Below are 16,335 nucleotides of genomic sequence, written 5' to 3'. Positions count from 1 at the left end.
GGGAGTGTATTTCTCTATAAGTCGAACCAGATCAAAAAAAGGGTCACATTTTTTTATCTTTTTTTAATATTTAATAAATAGGGACTGTAATAGTTCAGTTCAAGTTGATGGCTATAGGCCAAAGTTTCTAAGCTTTGCTCAGGGTTCTTTAGAGAAAATACGCCAGAAATTTTTATATTTTTTAATTCAGGGTCTAGATGGTAAGTTCCTTTTTTATAACGGAATAGCTCATCCAGCACCTTTTGAAGTGGCCATTGATCTACAACCAAAAGTTGTTGGGTCCAATAGGGCTGATCGTTATCAAGAGGCAGAGATTTTGAAATATATTTTTCATCAAAAAAAGCACGTTGACCTTGTTTTAATATTTGCCGTTTAGAAGCGTTCTCTGGTTCAATGGCTACCGCATGTTTATAGACTTTGACTTTGGTTTGTTCGCTATTTTCTTGGCGAACCGTAAATTGAGTACCTAAGGCTTCTACTGAACCATTTTTGGTTTCGACAATAAATGGCCGATGTTGAGCATCCTTTGCCGTTTCAATATAAATTTCTCCATCAATCAGCTTTATCTGACGTTTCTCTTGCGTGAAATTTACATCGACATAGCAATCACTGGCCATAATCAGTTGAGAACCATCTTTTAACGATACTTTTCTAATTTCACCCACTTGGGTGTGGTAGTCCGACTGCCATTTTTCCCAAGGTATGAAATAGGCAGACAAACCAACGATCATTAAACCTGAAAGGCTTAACAGCATATTGCGTTTTGCAGCAAGATTAAAATTTTGATTAGACTGAACTAAAGCTTCGGAAGGGAAGTTAGCTGCAAGGTTTGATAAACCATGGCTGAATTTTTCCATTTGCTGGAGTGCTAGCTGGTGTTCTTTTTTTTCGGTTTTCCACTGCTCAAACTGTTGTTGCTGTAATGCGGTCATTTCACCCGAATGTAAGATTACCAACCAGTCTGCGGCTGCATCTAAAACATGAGGAGGAATTTTATTCATATCTGACATAAGGTAATAAATTAAGCGCAGCTAACAGGGTTAATTATAGAGGTCTATACAAGCTAAAAAAGCTTGTTTCATATCTCTTTTCACAGTGGCTTCAGAAATATTCATTTTTTCACTAATTTCTCGATAAGTCATGCCATCTAGTTGAGACATTAAAAAGACCTGAGCTGTGCGGGTAGGCAGTTTTTCTAATATTAAATGGACCTGATATAAAGTTTCTTGAATATAAACTTCATGTTCAGCGGAGGGATAATATTCTTCTGGAAGATGCTGTAGGGCATCTAGATAAAGGCTTTCAATATGCTGACGACGCCAATAGTCAATCATGACATGTTTGGCGATGCCCATAAGCCATGCCTGTGGTTCCTTAATTTTTTGAAAACAATATTCACTTTTTAAAGCACGATAAAACACCTCCTGGCTTAGGTCTTCAGATTGATGATGGTGCTGAAGTTTGTGTTTAAACCATGATAAAAGCGTAGTTTGCTGAGAACGGTAAATTTGGCTAAACCATACCTGTTTGTCTACATCGAGGTTCATAGCAGTGAAGTCCACAAATTGGCACTGAGTAGCGCAATTAAACACACATTTAAATTATTCTTAAATAGTAATGATAATTATTATTAATATCAATCATTAGAACGATATATTCTAGAAACAATAATGTTCTAATTTTTCGCTATTTAGAGCCTGTACCTTAGTCGCAGACACATGTATCGTTAGGGGATGATCCTTTAAAATTATAAGGTGTTTGATAAGCAACATCGTTCAATTAAACAACCAAACTATACCACCACGATAAAACAACAACGTTCTCAAGATGAGTCGTATAAATAACAAGGAATAAAACATTTTGTTTTATTGGTGAATCTTGAAGTGGGGTATCAATGATCCAGATGGGGGTCTATGAAGAAATATTTTATGGTTGATTTATTTATGTTAGCTTCGTCTTTTTTTAAGAAACACAAGAAAAATTACCGCAGCGTAAAGGACCAGCAGCTTACAATTGCAGCCAAAGCAAATATCTTTATTTGCATCATTTTTTGCTTGTTTTGGACCATATATTTTGCATTTGCACAAATATGGTTGATTGTTTACATGGATATCTTTTTTACATTGATCTCCATATTTAGCCTTTTTCTTATTTATATAAATCGAATTTCAGCGGGTATTCTTCTTTCACAGGTCGTACTGCTGGTTTTTCCAGTGGTGTTCTGCCTATTTTTTGATATAGCTACCGTTGATCGTCCGCAGGTAGCTCATTTATTTTTACCTGCTGGAGCGATATTGGGGTATTTGAATTACCGCAGAGACCCAAGCTATTTACAATTCATTTTAATTTTATTGTCGATTGGTTGTTTTATATTTTTTAGTGGAAGCTCTTTTAATCTTGAGAGTGCTATACCGCTATCTGAAGATATTCGCGATCATGGCGGATGGATTGCAACTTATGCTGCCACATTAATGATTTGTATTTCAATTTATACCATGCAATTAGAGATACAAATAGAAAACAGCATGGTGAAAGACTTACGCTTAGCTCTTGTGAAACAACAATTTGAGCTTTTTTATCAGCCACAAATTAATTCATCTGAAACGCTGATTGGCGCGGAAGCTTTATTAAGATGGCATCATCCTACTTTAGGTTATGTTCCTACAAAAGATTTCATTCCAGCAGCTGAAACGTTTGGATTAATGCCAGAGATTGGGGAGTGGGTATTGGCTCAAGGCTGCAAAGTTTTGCAAGACTGGAGCAAAAAAGCCGAGACCAAAGATCTTACGCTTTCAATCAATATTAGTGCTGATCATTTTATGCAAGCTAGCTTTGAGCAAACCGTGATTGGAATGGTTCAAAAATATCAGATAAATCCATCGCGTCTCATTTTAGAAATCACTGAAAATATTGCTTTAAATAATTGTGTAAGCATAATCGAAAAAATGCATTTCCTGTCAAAAAATGGAATTCAGCTTTCCCTTGATGATTTTGGTACAGGTTATTCATCTTTAAGCTATTTACAAAAAATGCCTATCAGCCAAATCAAAATTGATCGTAGCTTTGTGCAGGCAGCTTTGGATGATAAACGTAGCAATAAACTCGTAACTGGCATTATTAAAATTGGACTAGATTTGAACCTTCGAGTTTTAGTCGAAGGCATTGAGACGACTGAACAATTTAGTGCTTTTAAAAATAATGGATGCACTGAGTTTCAAGGCTATTTATGGGGATGTCCGATGCCTTTAAATGACTTCTTAAAACAGATAGCCCATTTCAAAAAATAGGCAAAACAACTATTTCAGCAGTTAAGTATAGAAAGTAAAAAGAGGGTTAGCATTGTTTAGAAAAATTTAAATTAATTTAAAATATGTAATAACAGCTAAACATTCATGGTGAAAGATATGGATATTTATTAAACGGATCACACCATGTCAAGCTTTAAAATAAATACACTTTTACTTTCTCTTATTTCTTGTTCGGTCTTTTTTACGGGGTGTAATGACAGTAATAGCTCAGATGATAATTCGGCTGCAAACCAAGAAATACCCGCAGCGCCTAAGGGCGTAGGTTTTGAAGATGCTGCTTCAGTTCCATCGAATATCACCACCATTGTAGATTCGTGGACGACCAATCAACGTGGTGATGCACGATATGCCACGGTTGAAACAAATGCTGGCGTACGTGTGCTGAGCGACTTTTTAGATGTATGGACGCCTTCGAGTTTATTTGTAGATGCAGGCCAATCTGCTGAGGCAAGAGATGGTTTTCCAGCAGTAGTCGCATCAAACTGGACAGGTTTACCCGGCGACAGTACGGACGGTACAAAAAAGAATGTAGATGTATTGAACTACAACATTAATTATTCAATTCAAACTACGCAGAAACGTACAGATGAAGAAGCTATTCGGGCCTATTTAGATGATAGACGCGGAAAAAGTTATAGCGTAACAACAGGGATGGGAGCATTAACCGATCCGTGGAGAAAACTCACTGGGCAGACCACCACAATTAATTCAGTACCAGCCGATGCTGCACAAGTAAAATACGATGATAAAGGCAATAATAGTGGATTAACCACGGCCGATGGCAATGCCAACTTTGGAAAAGTGGTTGAGTTTGTTCAAGCGATGGGTAATAACTCATCGACGGAATCAGCAAAGCGTTTTTATAAATATGCACGTCCGTGGCGCTGGAGTTCAGAAGTCATTGTTGTACCTAGCTTAGAATCTGCTAAAAGTAGTACTCCTACAACTGACGGCGGTTTCCCAAGTGGGCACACTGCCGAAGCTGGCCGAAATGCAATTGCGATGGCGTATTTAGTGCCGCAGCGTTATCAGGAACTCGTTGCTCGCGGTATGGACCTTGGTGATTCACGTATTATTGCGGGCATGCATTCAGCGATGGATGTGATTGGCGGACGACTTCAATCTATTGCCGCAGATGTTGCAAACTTAAATGCCATGACTGCCGAGCAACGAAAAGAAGCTTATTTACAAGCTCAAACACAGCTCATGAAAGAGACCAATAGCTCAACGTTTGAATCATTTTATAGTTTGGCCAAAACACCTTATGACGCGAATGACCGTTTTGCCGATCTTGAAAAGTTAAAACAGCAGGTTAATCACTGGATGACCTATGGGTTTAATCAAATTGGCGATAAAACAAAAATAGCAACGGTGCCTAAAGGTGCAGAGGTTTTACTGGAAACTCGACTTCCTTATTTAACAGCCGATCAGCGCCGTGTAGTTTTGAAATCGACTGCTCTTGCTTCGGGTTATCCAGTCATGGATGACGTTGAAGGTTATGGCCGTTTAAACTTGTTTAGAGCGGGTGCAGGTTATGGCAGTTTTGATGGTGATGTAAATCTGACCATGGATGCGAGTTTAGGTGGCTTTAACCAATATGATCAGTGGAGTAATGATATTACGGGTGCTGGGAAACTGACCAAATCAGGTACAGGAACTTTAGCACTAACAGGAAATAACTCGTTTACTGGCGGTATTGATTTAAAACAGGGTGGTTTAGAAATATTGTCTGAGCATGGTGCAGGTCAAGGCGATATTTACATGCATGAAAATAGCCTATTAAAAACCAACTCAGCTAAAACAGTTACCATTGCGGGTAATCTAACTCAGCTTGCAGGAACCACATTCAACATCACGTTTAAATCGAATGTACTGCCAGCAGTTCAGGTGGCAAATACTCTTACCTTAAATGGAACATTGCAGCTTGTCACAAAAGACAATTTAGCAGCGGGAACTTATACGGTGTTATCGGCTAAAAAAGTCCAAGGCACCTACAAAAAAGTGACACTGAATGGCAAGGATATTACGCCAATCTATCAAAATAACAGCGTTAAGTTTACGGTGTTATAAGCGGAACTTGGATAACCCATATCCATAGTTAAAAGTAAGTTGGGCCACTCCAAATGTTTGATTAAACAATTTTAAAGAGTGGCCCGACTAACCGAAATGCTTAAATGATGGAAATAAATCTATCTACATGTGAATTTTACTATAAATAGATTTTACCTTTTCAGGACTAATTGCCAGCATGTGAATCGCGCCGTGAATCATTCCTTCCAACAAATGAAAGTTTACTTGAATACCAGCATCCCACAGTTTTTGAGCGTATCTTTCGCCATCATCCCGAACAGGGTCATATTCACAAACAAAAATGGTTGCATCAGGCAGTCCCTCTAAAGACTGAGCGAGTAACGGACTGATAAGTTCATTCTGTTTTTCACTTTCATCTTGCACATATTGATCCCAGCAATAAATCATTGTGGATGACTCCAAACCATAACCTTCGGCGTATTGGTCATAAGATTTGCTACTCATCGTGGCATCTAAGGCAGGATAGAAAAGAAGTTGATGGCTCATCTTAATTTCCGGATGTTGTTTTGCCATTAAACATGCAGCGGCAGCTATGTTTGCGCCCGCACTATCACCACCTACCGCCATACGGTTTGAGTCAATTCCAAACAGTGAGGCATTGTCATGGATATAGCGAAATGCCGTAAAAAAATCATTTAAAGGTGTGGGGAACTTAAACTCTGGCGCCAAACGATAGTCCACAGAAAATACAACTTGTTGAGTAGTTTCTGCTAATAACCGACACGAGCGGTCCCATGCATCTAAACTTCCAAGACACCAACCTCCACCATGCGCAAAAACTAAAGCAGACCGTTGCTCAGTGTTTTCGAGTGAATAGGGAACATAAACACGCACTTCAATTTCGGCACCATCAGAAACAGCAACATAAAAACTTTGTTGATAGCTTGCATCATGTTGAATACCTTGCTGATCAATAATGTCTTTGTTTACTTGCTCCCTAAGTTCTTGTAACGAGTTTACAGCCTGTGTGGTTGGTCTGGATTTAAGCCAGCTTTCAATTTCAGCAAGTAGAGGCATCGCTTTTTTCCTGCTGCAAGAAGTCTAAAATAAGTGAACTGAATGTTTCTGACTGTTCTTCCATAATGAAATGACCGCAGTCTTTTACAATCGCACTGGTTAAATGCCGTGAAACCTTTTTCATGGTTTCATAAGGGGCATTATCTGTAGCATGTTCAGCGCCTATGGCTAAAACTGGCATATCTAAACTTTTACTTTCTCTGATTTTATTTTGACGTATGGTCTCTGGAATAGAGCGATAATAATTAAAACCCGCCGTTAAACGACCCGGAATTTTATAGGCTTCAATATAAGTTTCTGTCGCAACTTTATCTTTGTGCCACGACCATTTATCAAACATATAATTTAAATAAGTATCTTCGCGGCCCGCGATTAAGGCTTCGGGTAAGTCAAGGGTTTGGTTAAACATGAAATGCCAAAGAAAGATATTTTCACTCGGCTCAACAAAAATAGGAGGTGCGGGCGCTAAACCCGGAATTACAGCTTCTGTTACCGCAAGACGAGTCACTGACTCAGGAAAGTCAGATGCAAGCGCATAGGCAACCCACATGCCAATGTCGTGACCAACAACAGAATAAGTTGGAGATTCAAGTTCAGTCATGAGCATCGATAAAATTTTGGCGATGCGCCCCGTATCGTAACTTCCATCCAGTGGAGCTGAATTTCCAGTTCCGGGTAAATCAACTGCGATGGCTTGATAACCTTGTTTTGCCAACTCAAGCATGACTTTGTGCCACGCGTACCATGTTTGTGGCCAGCCCGGAATAAGTAATACCGCTGGGCCTTCACCTAAGGTCACGTAGTGTAATTTTTTGCTCTCGATGTGAATGTAATGATGTTGGAATTGGTTATATGAGTTTTTATTGAATAATTGAGTTTTCATGTTGATCTCTTACGATTCCTTAAATCCCTAATAACTGATTAATTTGAGTCTGATTCACAGGGGCCGCAGCAAAGTCATCAAATACTTTATCGGTGACATGAATAATATTTTGCTTAATAAACTCGGCACCTTCGCGTGCACCATCGTCTTTATTTTTGAGGCAACATTCCCACTCTAATGTGGCCCAGCCTTCGTAGTCGTAATGCGATAACTTTGAAAAAATCGCTTTAAAATCAACTTGACCATCACCCGTAGAACGGAATCGAGCTGCTCGATTTCCCCAGCTTTGATAGCCGCTATACATTCCTTGACGGCCTGTTGGATTAAATTCAGCATCTTTAACATGAAACATGCGAATGAAATCTTTATAGATATCGATATATTCCACATAGTTCAGTTGCTGCAAAACAAAATGGCTTGGATCAAAAAGAATATGGCAACGTGGGTGGTTGTGAGTCCGCTCTAAAAACATTTCAAATGTAATGCCGTCATGCAAATCTTCACCGGGGTGAATTTCGTAGCAAAGGTTGACGTCTTGTTCATCACAAGCATTCAAAATAGGAAGCCAACGACGTGCTAACTCATCAAACGCCGTTTCGATGAGTCCTGACGGTCTTTGAGGAAATGGAAATACATAAGGCCATGCTAGCGAGCCTGAAAATGTCCCCATGTCTTTAAGACCTAAACGGGCAGAGGCTTGAATTGAAGCGAGCATTTGTTGCTTTGCCCACTCGGTTCTAGCTGTTGAATTGCCATGCAAATGAGATGGGGCGAAGTTATCGCACATTGAGTCATAAGCAGGGTGTACAGCCATTAACTGCCCAAAAATATGAGTCGTTAACTCACTAATTTTTAAGCCATGATTGTTTAAAGTACCTAATATTTCATCGCAATAATCTTGGCTTTCTGCTGCTAAATTGACATCAAACAAACGCTTATCCCAAGCAGGAAGTTGTACCGCTTCAAAGCCTTGGTTTGCTACCCAAGCAGCAATATCTTCTAAACGGTTAAAAGGGAAAACATCATCACTAAATTGAGCAAGATGAATACTAGGGCCTTTGATGGTTTTCATAATAAAACTTAATTAGTTGTCGATCGACAAACAATAGGCTGAATTATTGAGAAAAACAACTTTTTATTTGAAAATCAAAACAAAACAGGACTATTTTGAATAAATCTCATTGATTTATTTGTGAAAATATTTTTTTCGAATAATAATAAAAACACGTACTAAGTTTGATAAAGGGTCATTATGGCTGGCAGACCAAGAGAGTTTGATCGAGAAGAAGCCCTCGTAAAAGCGAGAGATTTTTTCTGGCTTCACGGCTATGAAGGCACATCAATGTCAGATTTAGTTGAGGTTTTGGGGATTGCCTCAGCTCGAATTTATAAAGCGTTTGGCTCCAAAGAGGCCTTGTTTAGAGAGGCTGTAAATCACTATGAAAAGAACGAAGGTAATTTCGCGCTAAATGCTTTAAAGCAAAAAAATATTAAGGATGCGATAAACCAATTATTTCAAGATGCACTAGCGCTTTACACGCAAACTAACCATTCCTATGGGTGCATGGTCGTGTCGGCAGCGAGTGTGCTAGGCGAAGAAAACCAAGCTGTTTTGGAGTGGATGAAAGCACAGCGTATTGCACGAGGCCAAAGTCTAGTCCAACGATTTTTGCAAGCAAAATCAGACGGTCAATTGGTCGCAGATGCAGACCCTAAAACTTTAGGGCAATATTACGCGCTCGTTCTCCATGGGCTATCTATTCAGGCAAGAGATGGATATTCGCAAGAAGAGCTGTCTCAAGTGATTCATTTTGCATTAAAAAATCTAGATCAATATATTGTAAGTGCTTAATTATGGGCATTAAAAGCTAACAGGAATTTCATAGGTTACAAATTCATATTTGGGGCCTGTAGCTTTTGAAACTACTTTGCCTCCCAAAGATTCTGCGATTTTTCGACTTGGAGTGTTAGCTTCAGCAACTGGATAAATAAAATAGTCTGGTTTAACAAATTCGACTGCCCACTTAGCGACTGCTGATATAGCTTCTCTTCCATACCCATGAAAATGATAATCCTCGCGTATCCATATGCCTAACTCTGGATGAGGAGTCTGCATACGATGTAGGCCAACAAGACCTATAAATATTTGAGAATGTGTCTCTCTTATAACAAATATAATTTCAGAGCCAGCTTTGAAGTTTTTTAACCAAGCATTCCAAGTTTCATCAAACTCATGTCTCGGTTGAGGGTCCCACGCCATATAGCGTGTTAGGGTTGGTGTAATACAGCTGTAAATTTCATCTGCATCTTCTGCTGTAAATGGTTTTAAATTAAGCCTTTGAGTAGAAATGTTCACTTCAAGCAAACTCATAATGGTCCTTATATAAATCAATTAAATTTAATTGTTATCAAAAATATATTATTCATATTAGCGATAAATAGTGAATAAACTCTCACCAATAATAGCGATTTGGCATTACGTAAATATTTTATAAACCAAATTTTAACGAGCTTTTTATTTTTCAAACATACGTTCAGACAAGAAATTAACAAATGCCCGAACTTTCGGGGAGGGATGTTTACTTGCAGGCCAGAGTATATTAAATACGCCAGTTCTATCGATAAACTCGGGTAATACTTGAACCAGTTGATTGGTACTCAACAATTCCTTGATAGAAAAGTCAGGCAGGCAAGCAATTCCTCGACCTTTCAGCGCAAAACAAAGCCGTGTCTCAATATTATTACAAATCATCGATATTGGAAGTTGCAAGTCAGGTTCGTTTTCAGTTGTTTTTAAGGGCCATTTCTCAAGCTTACCGCTATGGGAAAATCGATAATGTAAACAAGAGTGTTCTAATAAATCCGCTGGTACTATTGGAGTTCCGCGTTGAGTTAAATAGGCTGGAGAGGCAACCAGTAGTTGTCTAAAAGTTCCTAGTTTCAAGGCTTTTAAGCGTGAATCTGTTGGAATGCCTGTCCGAACAACAGCATCAAATCCTTCTTCAATCACATCGACCAAGCGGTCTGTAAAATCAAGATCTAATTCTATTTCTGGATATTCCTGCATAAAGTCACCCAGTACAGGTAATACCAGTGAACTCACTAAGGGTAAACTTACACGTAACCGTCCTTTAGGAGACTTGATCGCTTGCGATAACTCCATTTCCGCTGCTTCAATTTCAGCCAGTATGCGTCGACTACGTTCTAAAAATAATATTCCCTCAGCAGTTAGATTAATACTACGTGTATTACGATGAAAAAGCCGTACACCAATCTTTTCTTCAAGGCGAATCAAGCTTTTACCAACAGCAGAAGCAGAGATTCCTAATGAACGCCCGGCTGCCACAATACTTCCAGTCTCAGCGATTTTAACGAATACGGTAAATCCATTCAGGCTATCCATTCTTTTCTCCTTATTGCGGAACAAAACTTCCGTATAACAAGGAACTATAACCGACTTTTTCTTTAATAGGAGTCTTCCTAGTATATAAATCTCGAATATGAAAAGAAGTTTTTAATATGAATTCCAAAGCGTTTGAATCAAGTACTACAGTTCCATCGACCTCTTTAAGTCTAGTTCAAAATGTTGTTCAAAAAGCTATAGACAATAATCAGTTAGTAGGGGCTGCGGTTATTGTGGCTCAACATGGGAAAGTTATACACCGTGAAGCATTAGGACTATCTGACCGAGAACAATCAATATCCATGACCATGGACACTGTCTTTCGCTTAGCGTCAGTGAGCAAGGTTATTGTTTCAACGGCTGCTTTAGTTTTAGTTGCTCAAAATAAATTGAATTTAGATGAGTCGATTCACCACCAATTGCCATATTTTCAGCCTAAATTAGAAAATGGAAAGTTTGTTCCAATTACGCTACGTCAACTTCTTAGTCATACGGCAGGTTTGGGCTATCGGTTTCTTGAACCCGATAACGGTGGCGCATATTCACAGGCAGGTGTATCTGATGGCATGGATTCATCCAATATTAGTTTGGAGGAAAACTTACGTCGAATTGCTACCGTACCTTTACTTTATGAACCAGGGAAAGGATGGGGATATTCTTTGGCAACCGATGTATTAGGTGCATTAATTGAAAAAGCTTATGGCAAGCCCTTAGATCAAGCAGTTAAAGAATTAGTCACTGATCGATTGAAAATGAACAAGACTGGTTTCGCTGTACCAGATCACCAACATGTAGCAACTGCTTATGTGAGTGATCGTCCTGAACCTCATGTTTTATTAGAAGAAGAGGTGGTTTCACCATTTGAGGGATGTGTAGGAATTAATTTTAGTCCTCGCCGTATTTTTAATTCGCAAGCATTTTTCTCAGGTGGAGCGGGAATGTCTGGAACTATTGAGGATTTTTTTAGCTTATTAGAAGCTCTTCGTCAGGAAGACTCATTATTTTTACCCACTGAGTTAATTGATGAAATGACAAGAGATCAAACGGGTGGTTATGAGTTACCAAATGCACCGGGCTTTGGTTTCGGTCTCGGGTTTTCAGTACTCAGAAACGCTCAGCAAGCATTATCACCAGAGTCAGAAGGAACATGGCGTTGGGGCGGAGCTTACGGTCATTCATGGTTTGTCGATAAAAAACATAATCTGAGTGTGATTGCATTTACAAACACACTTTATGAAGGCATGTCTGGAAAGTTTGTTACAGAGCTACGTGATGCAGTTTATAAAGCGATAGGAGTAGTCGAATGAACAGCTCACATTCAAATAATCGGTTACCTATCGTTCCCTTACTCATTCTTGCTATGGGAGCGTTTGTTACGATTTTGACAGAAGCTTTACCTGCGGGGTTATTACCTCAATTAGCTTTGGGTTTAAATATTTCTGAACCTTTAGCGGGACAAACAATCACGATATATGCAATTGGGTCTTTATTAACAGCCATTCCATTAACGAATGCTACCCAAAGTATTCGACGTAAACCTCTGTTATTAATTGCTCTAGCGGGTTTTGCTCTCACAAATCTAATTACAACGTTATCTACCAGTTATCTTTTAACAATGGTTGCCCGATTTTTTGCAGGTGTTTCAGCAGGCTTACTTTGGGCTTTGCTCGCTGGATATGCAACACGAATGGCGCCAGAACACTTAAAAGGACGTGCGATCGCGATAGCAATGTTAGGAACACCATTAGCTTTGTCTCTAGGTGTGCCAGCAGGTACTTACCTTGGTCAACTGTTCGGTTGGCGAATGGCTTTTGGTGTTATGAGTATTTTTGCGATTATTTTAGTGGTGTGGGGGAGCCTCACACTACCTGACTTTAAGGGGCAGGCTAAAGATAAACACATCTCTTTAAAACAGGTGTTCATTTTACCCGGTGTCAGACCCATATTATTTACGGTTCTAAGCTTTGTGCTTGCCCATAATCTGTTATATACCTACATCGCTCCGTTTTTAACACTTGCTGACTTAGCTAAAAATACGGACATTATTTTACTGATATTCGGCTGTTTATCATTATTCAGTATCTTCATTACAGGCGTGTTAATTGACCAACATTCACGACTATTAACGCTCTATAGCATTATATTATTTGGATTTTCTGCACTTTTACTGGCAGTCATGGGTAATCAGGTGGTTCCTGTTTATGTGGCAATTGCGATTTGGGGCGTCGCATTTGGTGGCGCTGCAACATTGTTTCAAACAGCTTTGGCGAAAACGACAAATGATATGGCTGATATTGCTCAATCGATGTTAGTCACAGTTTGGAATATTGCGATTGCTGGCGGGGGAATTATTGGTGGCTTTTTACTGAGTAATTTTGGGATGAGTTCTTTCCCTCTAGTACTTTTAATATTGTTATCGATTACATTTATTGTGGTTTGGCGGGCGAAGCAATATGGGTTTCGCTAAAACGATATATTTCATTATGAAAGCATAACTCTACATATAAGGATTCCACCTTATATTGAGTTTTTAATTAATCGAACCTAGGATTTTAGTTGGTTCAGAATCATGTATATAGCCATTCATATGTAAGTACATGGTATTTTTAATAACTTCAATTTTCTTCTCATCAAAGCGATATTCTTTAGCTTTAAATTTACGGTGTCATAAGTTGAGTTTTAGTACTGAAAAATGACGGTAGTAAAATAGAAGAGTAAGTGACAAAGTTGGATTTCCATTTACTCCTTAAGGATTTTAAACTTTATATTTCACTCAACGTATCTTTAACAATTTTAAAGGCAGGGGACATTAACCGACGACTTGTATAAAACAAATAAAAAGGAGGTAAGGTAACAGCGTGTTGTTCCAATAAACTTACTAATTTTTTTTCTTCTAAAGCTGGTTTCACTAGAAAGTAGGGCAAATAAGCTACTGCGCAACCATCAAGTACAGCATCAAGCATTTCATCTAAACTGGTCATGACCAGTTGAACGGGGCCTCTAAAAAATACACTTTTATTTTTATCTTTAAACTCCCATGCCATTAAAGAGTTATCTGTTAAAAGACGAATATAGATGCCTTTGTGTTTTTTTAGATCGTCTACAGATTGCGGTGTTCCATACTTTTCTAAATATTCAGGTGAAGCGACCAATCGGAAGGGAATTTCTTTACTAATAGGAACCGCAATTAAATCTTTTTCTACCAAGTTTCCAACACGTACCCCAGCATCATATCCTTCTTTTGCAATATCAATTCGTCTGTTTTCGGAAGTCAGTTCTAAAGATATATCGGGATATTGTTTTACAAGCTTTTTAAGCTTTGGCCATAAATAATACTTAATGGTAAATGCATCGGCAGAAATACGCACATGACCACTTGGAAGGTCTTTCATCGAGCTAATTTGTTCTATCCCTAAGTCGATATTTTCAATGTTTTGACCAACGAGCTCAATAAGGCGCGAACCTGCTTCTGTAAGGGTGAGACTACGGGTAGAACGGTTTAATAACTTTATTCCTAACTGTGCTTCAAGATTATTAATACTCTGGCTTACAGCCGATTGGGTCACGCCCATATATGCCGCAGCTTTCGTAAAATTTTTAGTTTTTACTACTTCAGAAAATGTTTTTAAATCATTCAGATTAATTTTCATGATTCATAAGTTCTACTAATAGTTACAATCAGATTATAGCATCTAATCAAGTTAATCTTTGCTTGTTACTATGTTTTTCATGAAGTTCAACACAGGTGAGTCAACAATGAAAAATGTAAAAATCAAAGCACCTTATTGGGAAATCGCAGCAAATCTTCACTTCCCAGAAAATTTTGATGAAAGTATTCAATACCCAGCAATTATTAGTGGACACCCAATCGGAAGCTGTAAAGAACAAACCTCTGGAAATGTATACGGTGCAGCATTAGCAAAAGCTGGCTTTATTGTGATTGCATTTGATGCAAGTTTTCAGGGTGAAAGTGGCGGTGAACCACGTTCAACAGAAAACCCAGTACTTCGTGTAGAAGACTTCCGTTTAGTGACTGATTATTTGATGATGCTTAACTATGTCGATGAAAACCGAATTGGCGTATTAGGAATTTGCGGGGGCGGTGGTTATGCACTCAATGTTGCCATGACCGAAAAACGTATTAAGGCAGTTGCTACAGTAGACGCCGTAAATTTTGGTCGCTTGTCGAGAGAAGGCTTTAGCAATTGGAATCCTTTAGAGAAATTAGAGCTTATTGCAAAACAACGTACTGCCGAAGCTCGCGGAGAAACAAGAAGAGTCGATGATTTGCTGCCAAGTTCAGTTGAAGAAGCCAAAGCGGCTGGAATAACAGATATTGATGTACTAGAAGCAACTGACTATTACAAAACAGATCGTGGCTATCAACCAAATGGTGTTGCTAAAACATTATTTTCACATTCGGCTGTGGCAATCGGTTGGGATGCATTCCACCTAGCTGAAGTATTACTTACACAGCCTTTATTACTGATTGCAGGTGATAAGGTCGGTGGTTTTGGTTCATATCGAGACAGTTTGGAAATCTATGGTCGAGCACGTTCGCAAAATAAAGAGCTTGTGATTGTAGAAGGATGGTCTCACTACGATTTATATGACAAACCTGAACCAGTGGCACAAGCATTAGCAAAACTCATCCCATTTTTTCAAAAGAATATCTAAGTTAAGCCTATAAAGGAGCTAACCATGAATACAGTTAAATTTCAAAATTCAAATGGTCAAGATATTACCATTGCAGCAAATATTCACTATCCATCAAACTTTGATGAAGCACAAAAGTACGTAGCAATTGTTGTTGCTCATCCGGGTGGAGGCGTAAAAGAGCAGACCGCGGGTTTGTATGCGTCCAAGCTCGCTGAACAAGGTTTTATTGCAATTGCATTTGATGCAAGTTTTCAGGGCGAAAGTACAGGTTTACCTCGCCAGTTAGAAAATCCTTACATTCGCACAGAAGACATTAGTGCCGTGATTGATTATCTAACCACCTTAAGCTATGTCGATGAAAACCGTATTGGGGCAATGGGTATTTGTGCGGGCGGTGGTTATGCAGCAAATGCTGCAATTAATGACCGCCGTATTAAAGCAGTAGGTACGGTAAGCGCAGTGAATATCGGCTCTATGTTCAGAAATGGTTGGGAAAACACAGTTAAAGATGCAGATGCTATTCCATACATCCAAGCGGGTTCAGATGCGCGTACAGCAGATGCAAATAGTGGAAATGTTGCAACCATTCCGCTTGCACCTTTAAAAGAAGAAGATGCACCGAATGAAGAGCTTCGTCAGGCGTGGGAATATTACCATACGCCAAGAGCTGAGCACCCTAACTCACCAGGGGTTGCAACAGCCCGTAGCTTAACTCAGATTATTACTTACGATGCTTATAACAAAGCCGAAGCTTTCTTAACTCAACCATTAATTGCAATTGCTGGAAGTGTTGCAGGTAGTAAATGGATGAGTGAAGACCTAATTCAGCGCGCTGCAAGTCAGGATAAAACTTTACATATTGTTGAAGGTTCAAACCACATGGAGTTATATGACATTTCTAAATATGTAAATGAAGCTTCGAGTGTACTTGCTGATTTCTTTAAAATGAAATTGTAAAATTACCACTATTCATT

At 38.9% G+C, this 16,335-nt stretch carries 14 protein-coding genes and 1 pseudogene; 7 read left to right on the top strand and 8 right to left on the bottom strand.

The genetic code is table 11. From position 1 onward, the window contains the following. Nucleotides 1–43 precede the first annotated feature (43 nt). Both MJX77_RS17830 and MJX77_RS17825 read right to left on the bottom strand, forming a co-directional pair. A pseudogene (locus MJX77_RS17830) lies at nucleotides 44–1,010 on the bottom strand (FecR domain-containing protein). A 30-nt stretch (nucleotides 1,011–1,040) separates the two neighbouring features. After that, entirely contained in the window at nucleotides 1,041–1,547 is a 507-nt protein-coding gene (locus MJX77_RS17825) for a sigma-70 family RNA polymerase sigma factor (protein WP_252059976.1), read from the bottom strand. A 366-nt stretch (nucleotides 1,548–1,913) separates the two neighbouring features. On the opposite strand from MJX77_RS17825, the gene MJX77_RS17820 reads away from it, so the two are divergent. Next, nucleotides 1,914–3,287 (top strand): putative bifunctional diguanylate cyclase/phosphodiesterase, encoded by a 1,374-nt coding sequence (locus tag MJX77_RS17820; RefSeq protein WP_252059973.1) that lies wholly within the window; start codon nucleotides 1,914–1,916, stop codon nucleotides 3,285–3,287. A 144-nt stretch (nucleotides 3,288–3,431) separates the two neighbouring features. Continuing rightward, complete coding sequence (locus tag MJX77_RS17815) at nucleotides 3,432–5,378, top strand: acid phosphatase (RefSeq protein WP_252059970.1); 1,947 nt, start codon at nucleotides 3,432–3,434, stop codon at nucleotides 5,376–5,378. A 123-nt stretch (nucleotides 5,379–5,501) separates the two neighbouring features. On the opposite strand, the gene MJX77_RS17810 is transcribed toward MJX77_RS17815, so the two are convergent. From MJX77_RS17810 to MJX77_RS17800, 3 genes are read right to left on the bottom strand one after another with little or no spacing between them, the layout of a single operon-like run. After that, the gene (locus tag MJX77_RS17810) at nucleotides 5,502–6,416 is read right to left on the bottom strand and encodes an alpha/beta hydrolase (protein ID WP_252059967.1); all 915 of its coding nucleotides are present in this window, start codon (nucleotides 6,414–6,416) and stop codon (nucleotides 5,502–5,504) included. Continuing rightward, the gene (locus MJX77_RS17805) at nucleotides 6,400–7,299 is read right to left on the bottom strand and encodes an alpha/beta fold hydrolase (protein ID WP_252059964.1); all 900 of its coding nucleotides are present in this window, start codon (nucleotides 7,297–7,299) and stop codon (nucleotides 6,400–6,402) included. Before MJX77_RS17805 ends, MJX77_RS17810 begins: the two co-directional genes overlap by 17 nt. 19 nt (nucleotides 7,300–7,318) lie before the next feature. After that, nucleotides 7,319–8,371 carry a sugar phosphate isomerase/epimerase family protein gene (locus tag MJX77_RS17800; protein ID WP_252059962.1) on the bottom strand — a complete coding sequence of 351 codons (1,053 nt, stop codon included), beginning with the start codon at nucleotides 8,369–8,371 and terminating at the stop codon, nucleotides 7,319–7,321. Between the two features lie 180 nt (nucleotides 8,372–8,551). On the opposite strand from MJX77_RS17800, the gene MJX77_RS17795 reads away from it, so the two are divergent. Next, nucleotides 8,552–9,151, top strand: a complete 600-nt coding sequence (locus MJX77_RS17795) for a TetR/AcrR family transcriptional regulator (protein WP_252059960.1) — start codon at nucleotides 8,552–8,554, stop codon at nucleotides 9,149–9,151. A 9-nt stretch (nucleotides 9,152–9,160) separates the two neighbouring features. On the opposite strand, the gene MJX77_RS17790 is transcribed toward MJX77_RS17795, so the two are convergent. Further along, nucleotides 9,161–9,670: a GNAT family N-acetyltransferase gene (locus MJX77_RS17790; protein ID WP_252059958.1), complete on the bottom strand. Its 510-nt coding sequence runs from the start codon at nucleotides 9,668–9,670 to the stop codon at nucleotides 9,161–9,163. 144 nt (nucleotides 9,671–9,814) lie between these two features. Beyond that, a complete protein-coding gene (locus tag MJX77_RS17785) occupies nucleotides 9,815–10,702 on the bottom strand; it encodes a LysR family transcriptional regulator (protein ID WP_252059956.1) in 888 nt (295 codons plus the stop codon). A 116-nt stretch (nucleotides 10,703–10,818) separates the two neighbouring features. Between MJX77_RS17785 and MJX77_RS17780 the strand changes: the two genes are divergently transcribed. Then, nucleotides 10,819–12,009: a serine hydrolase domain-containing protein gene (locus tag MJX77_RS17780; RefSeq protein WP_252059955.1), complete on the top strand. Its 1,191-nt coding sequence runs from the start codon at nucleotides 10,819–10,821 to the stop codon at nucleotides 12,007–12,009. Then, a complete protein-coding gene (locus tag MJX77_RS17775) occupies nucleotides 12,006–13,169 on the top strand; it encodes an MFS transporter (protein ID WP_252059952.1) in 1,164 nt (387 codons plus the stop codon). Before MJX77_RS17780 ends, MJX77_RS17775 begins: the two co-directional genes overlap by 4 nt. A gap of 295 nt (nucleotides 13,170–13,464) precedes the next feature. On the opposite strand, the gene MJX77_RS17765 is transcribed toward MJX77_RS17775, so the two are convergent. Next, nucleotides 13,465–14,352: a LysR family transcriptional regulator gene (locus MJX77_RS17765; RefSeq protein ID WP_206222633.1), complete on the bottom strand. Its 888-nt coding sequence runs from the start codon at nucleotides 14,350–14,352 to the stop codon at nucleotides 13,465–13,467. 106 nt (nucleotides 14,353–14,458) lie between these two features. On the opposite strand from MJX77_RS17765, the gene MJX77_RS17760 reads away from it, so the two are divergent. Continuing rightward, nucleotides 14,459–15,379, top strand: coding sequence for an alpha/beta hydrolase (locus MJX77_RS17760; protein ID WP_252059950.1), 921 nt, complete (start codon nucleotides 14,459–14,461; stop codon nucleotides 15,377–15,379). Between the two features lie 24 nt (nucleotides 15,380–15,403). After that, on the top strand, nucleotides 15,404–16,318 hold the full coding sequence (locus tag MJX77_RS17755; protein ID WP_252059947.1) for an alpha/beta hydrolase: 915 nt from the start codon (nucleotides 15,404–15,406) through the stop codon (nucleotides 16,316–16,318). The last annotated feature ends 17 nt before the right edge of the window (nucleotides 16,319–16,335 follow it).

Source organism: Acinetobacter sp. AHP123, from assembly GCF_023757925.1.
In the GTDB taxonomy this organism is placed as follows: domain Bacteria; phylum Pseudomonadota; class Gammaproteobacteria; order Pseudomonadales; family Moraxellaceae; genus Acinetobacter; species Acinetobacter oleivorans.
Note: the sequence above shows the minus strand (reverse complement) of the source record. Positions and strands in the feature narration are given on the sequence as shown.

Excerpts from the sequence above, each read along its gene's own strand:
- MJX77_RS17825 (WP_252059976.1), bottom strand. The coding sequence starts at position 1,547 with ATGAACCTCGATGTAGACAAACAGGTATGGTTTAGCCAAATTTACCGT.
- MJX77_RS17820 (WP_252059973.1), top strand. The coding sequence starts at position 1,914 with ATGAAGAAATATTTTATGGTTGATTTATTTATGTTAGCTTCGTCTTTT.
- MJX77_RS17815 (WP_252059970.1), top strand. The coding sequence starts at position 3,432 with ATGTCAAGCTTTAAAATAAATACACTTTTACTTTCTCTTATTTCTTGT.
- MJX77_RS17810 (WP_252059967.1), bottom strand. The coding sequence starts at position 6,416 with ATGCCTCTACTTGCTGAAATTGAAAGCTGGCTTAAATCCAGACCAACC.
- MJX77_RS17805 (WP_252059964.1), bottom strand. The coding sequence starts at position 7,299 with ATGAAAACTCAATTATTCAATAAAAACTCATATAACCAATTCCAACAT.
- MJX77_RS17800 (WP_252059962.1), bottom strand. The coding sequence starts at position 8,371 with ATGAAAACCATCAAAGGCCCTAGTATTCATCTTGCTCAATTTAGTGAT.
- MJX77_RS17795 (WP_252059960.1), top strand. The coding sequence starts at position 8,552 with ATGGCTGGCAGACCAAGAGAGTTTGATCGAGAAGAAGCCCTCGTAAAA.
- MJX77_RS17790 (WP_252059958.1), bottom strand. The coding sequence starts at position 9,670 with ATGAGTTTGCTTGAAGTGAACATTTCTACTCAAAGGCTTAATTTAAAA.
- MJX77_RS17785 (WP_252059956.1), bottom strand. The coding sequence starts at position 10,702 with ATGGATAGCCTGAATGGATTTACCGTATTCGTTAAAATCGCTGAGACT.
- MJX77_RS17780 (WP_252059955.1), top strand. The coding sequence starts at position 10,819 with ATGAATTCCAAAGCGTTTGAATCAAGTACTACAGTTCCATCGACCTCT.
- MJX77_RS17775 (WP_252059952.1), top strand. The coding sequence starts at position 12,006 with ATGAACAGCTCACATTCAAATAATCGGTTACCTATCGTTCCCTTACTC.
- MJX77_RS17765 (WP_206222633.1), bottom strand. The coding sequence starts at position 14,352 with ATGAAAATTAATCTGAATGATTTAAAAACATTTTCTGAAGTAGTAAAA.
- MJX77_RS17760 (WP_252059950.1), top strand. The coding sequence starts at position 14,459 with ATGAAAAATGTAAAAATCAAAGCACCTTATTGGGAAATCGCAGCAAAT.
- MJX77_RS17755 (WP_252059947.1), top strand. The coding sequence starts at position 15,404 with ATGAATACAGTTAAATTTCAAAATTCAAATGGTCAAGATATTACCATT.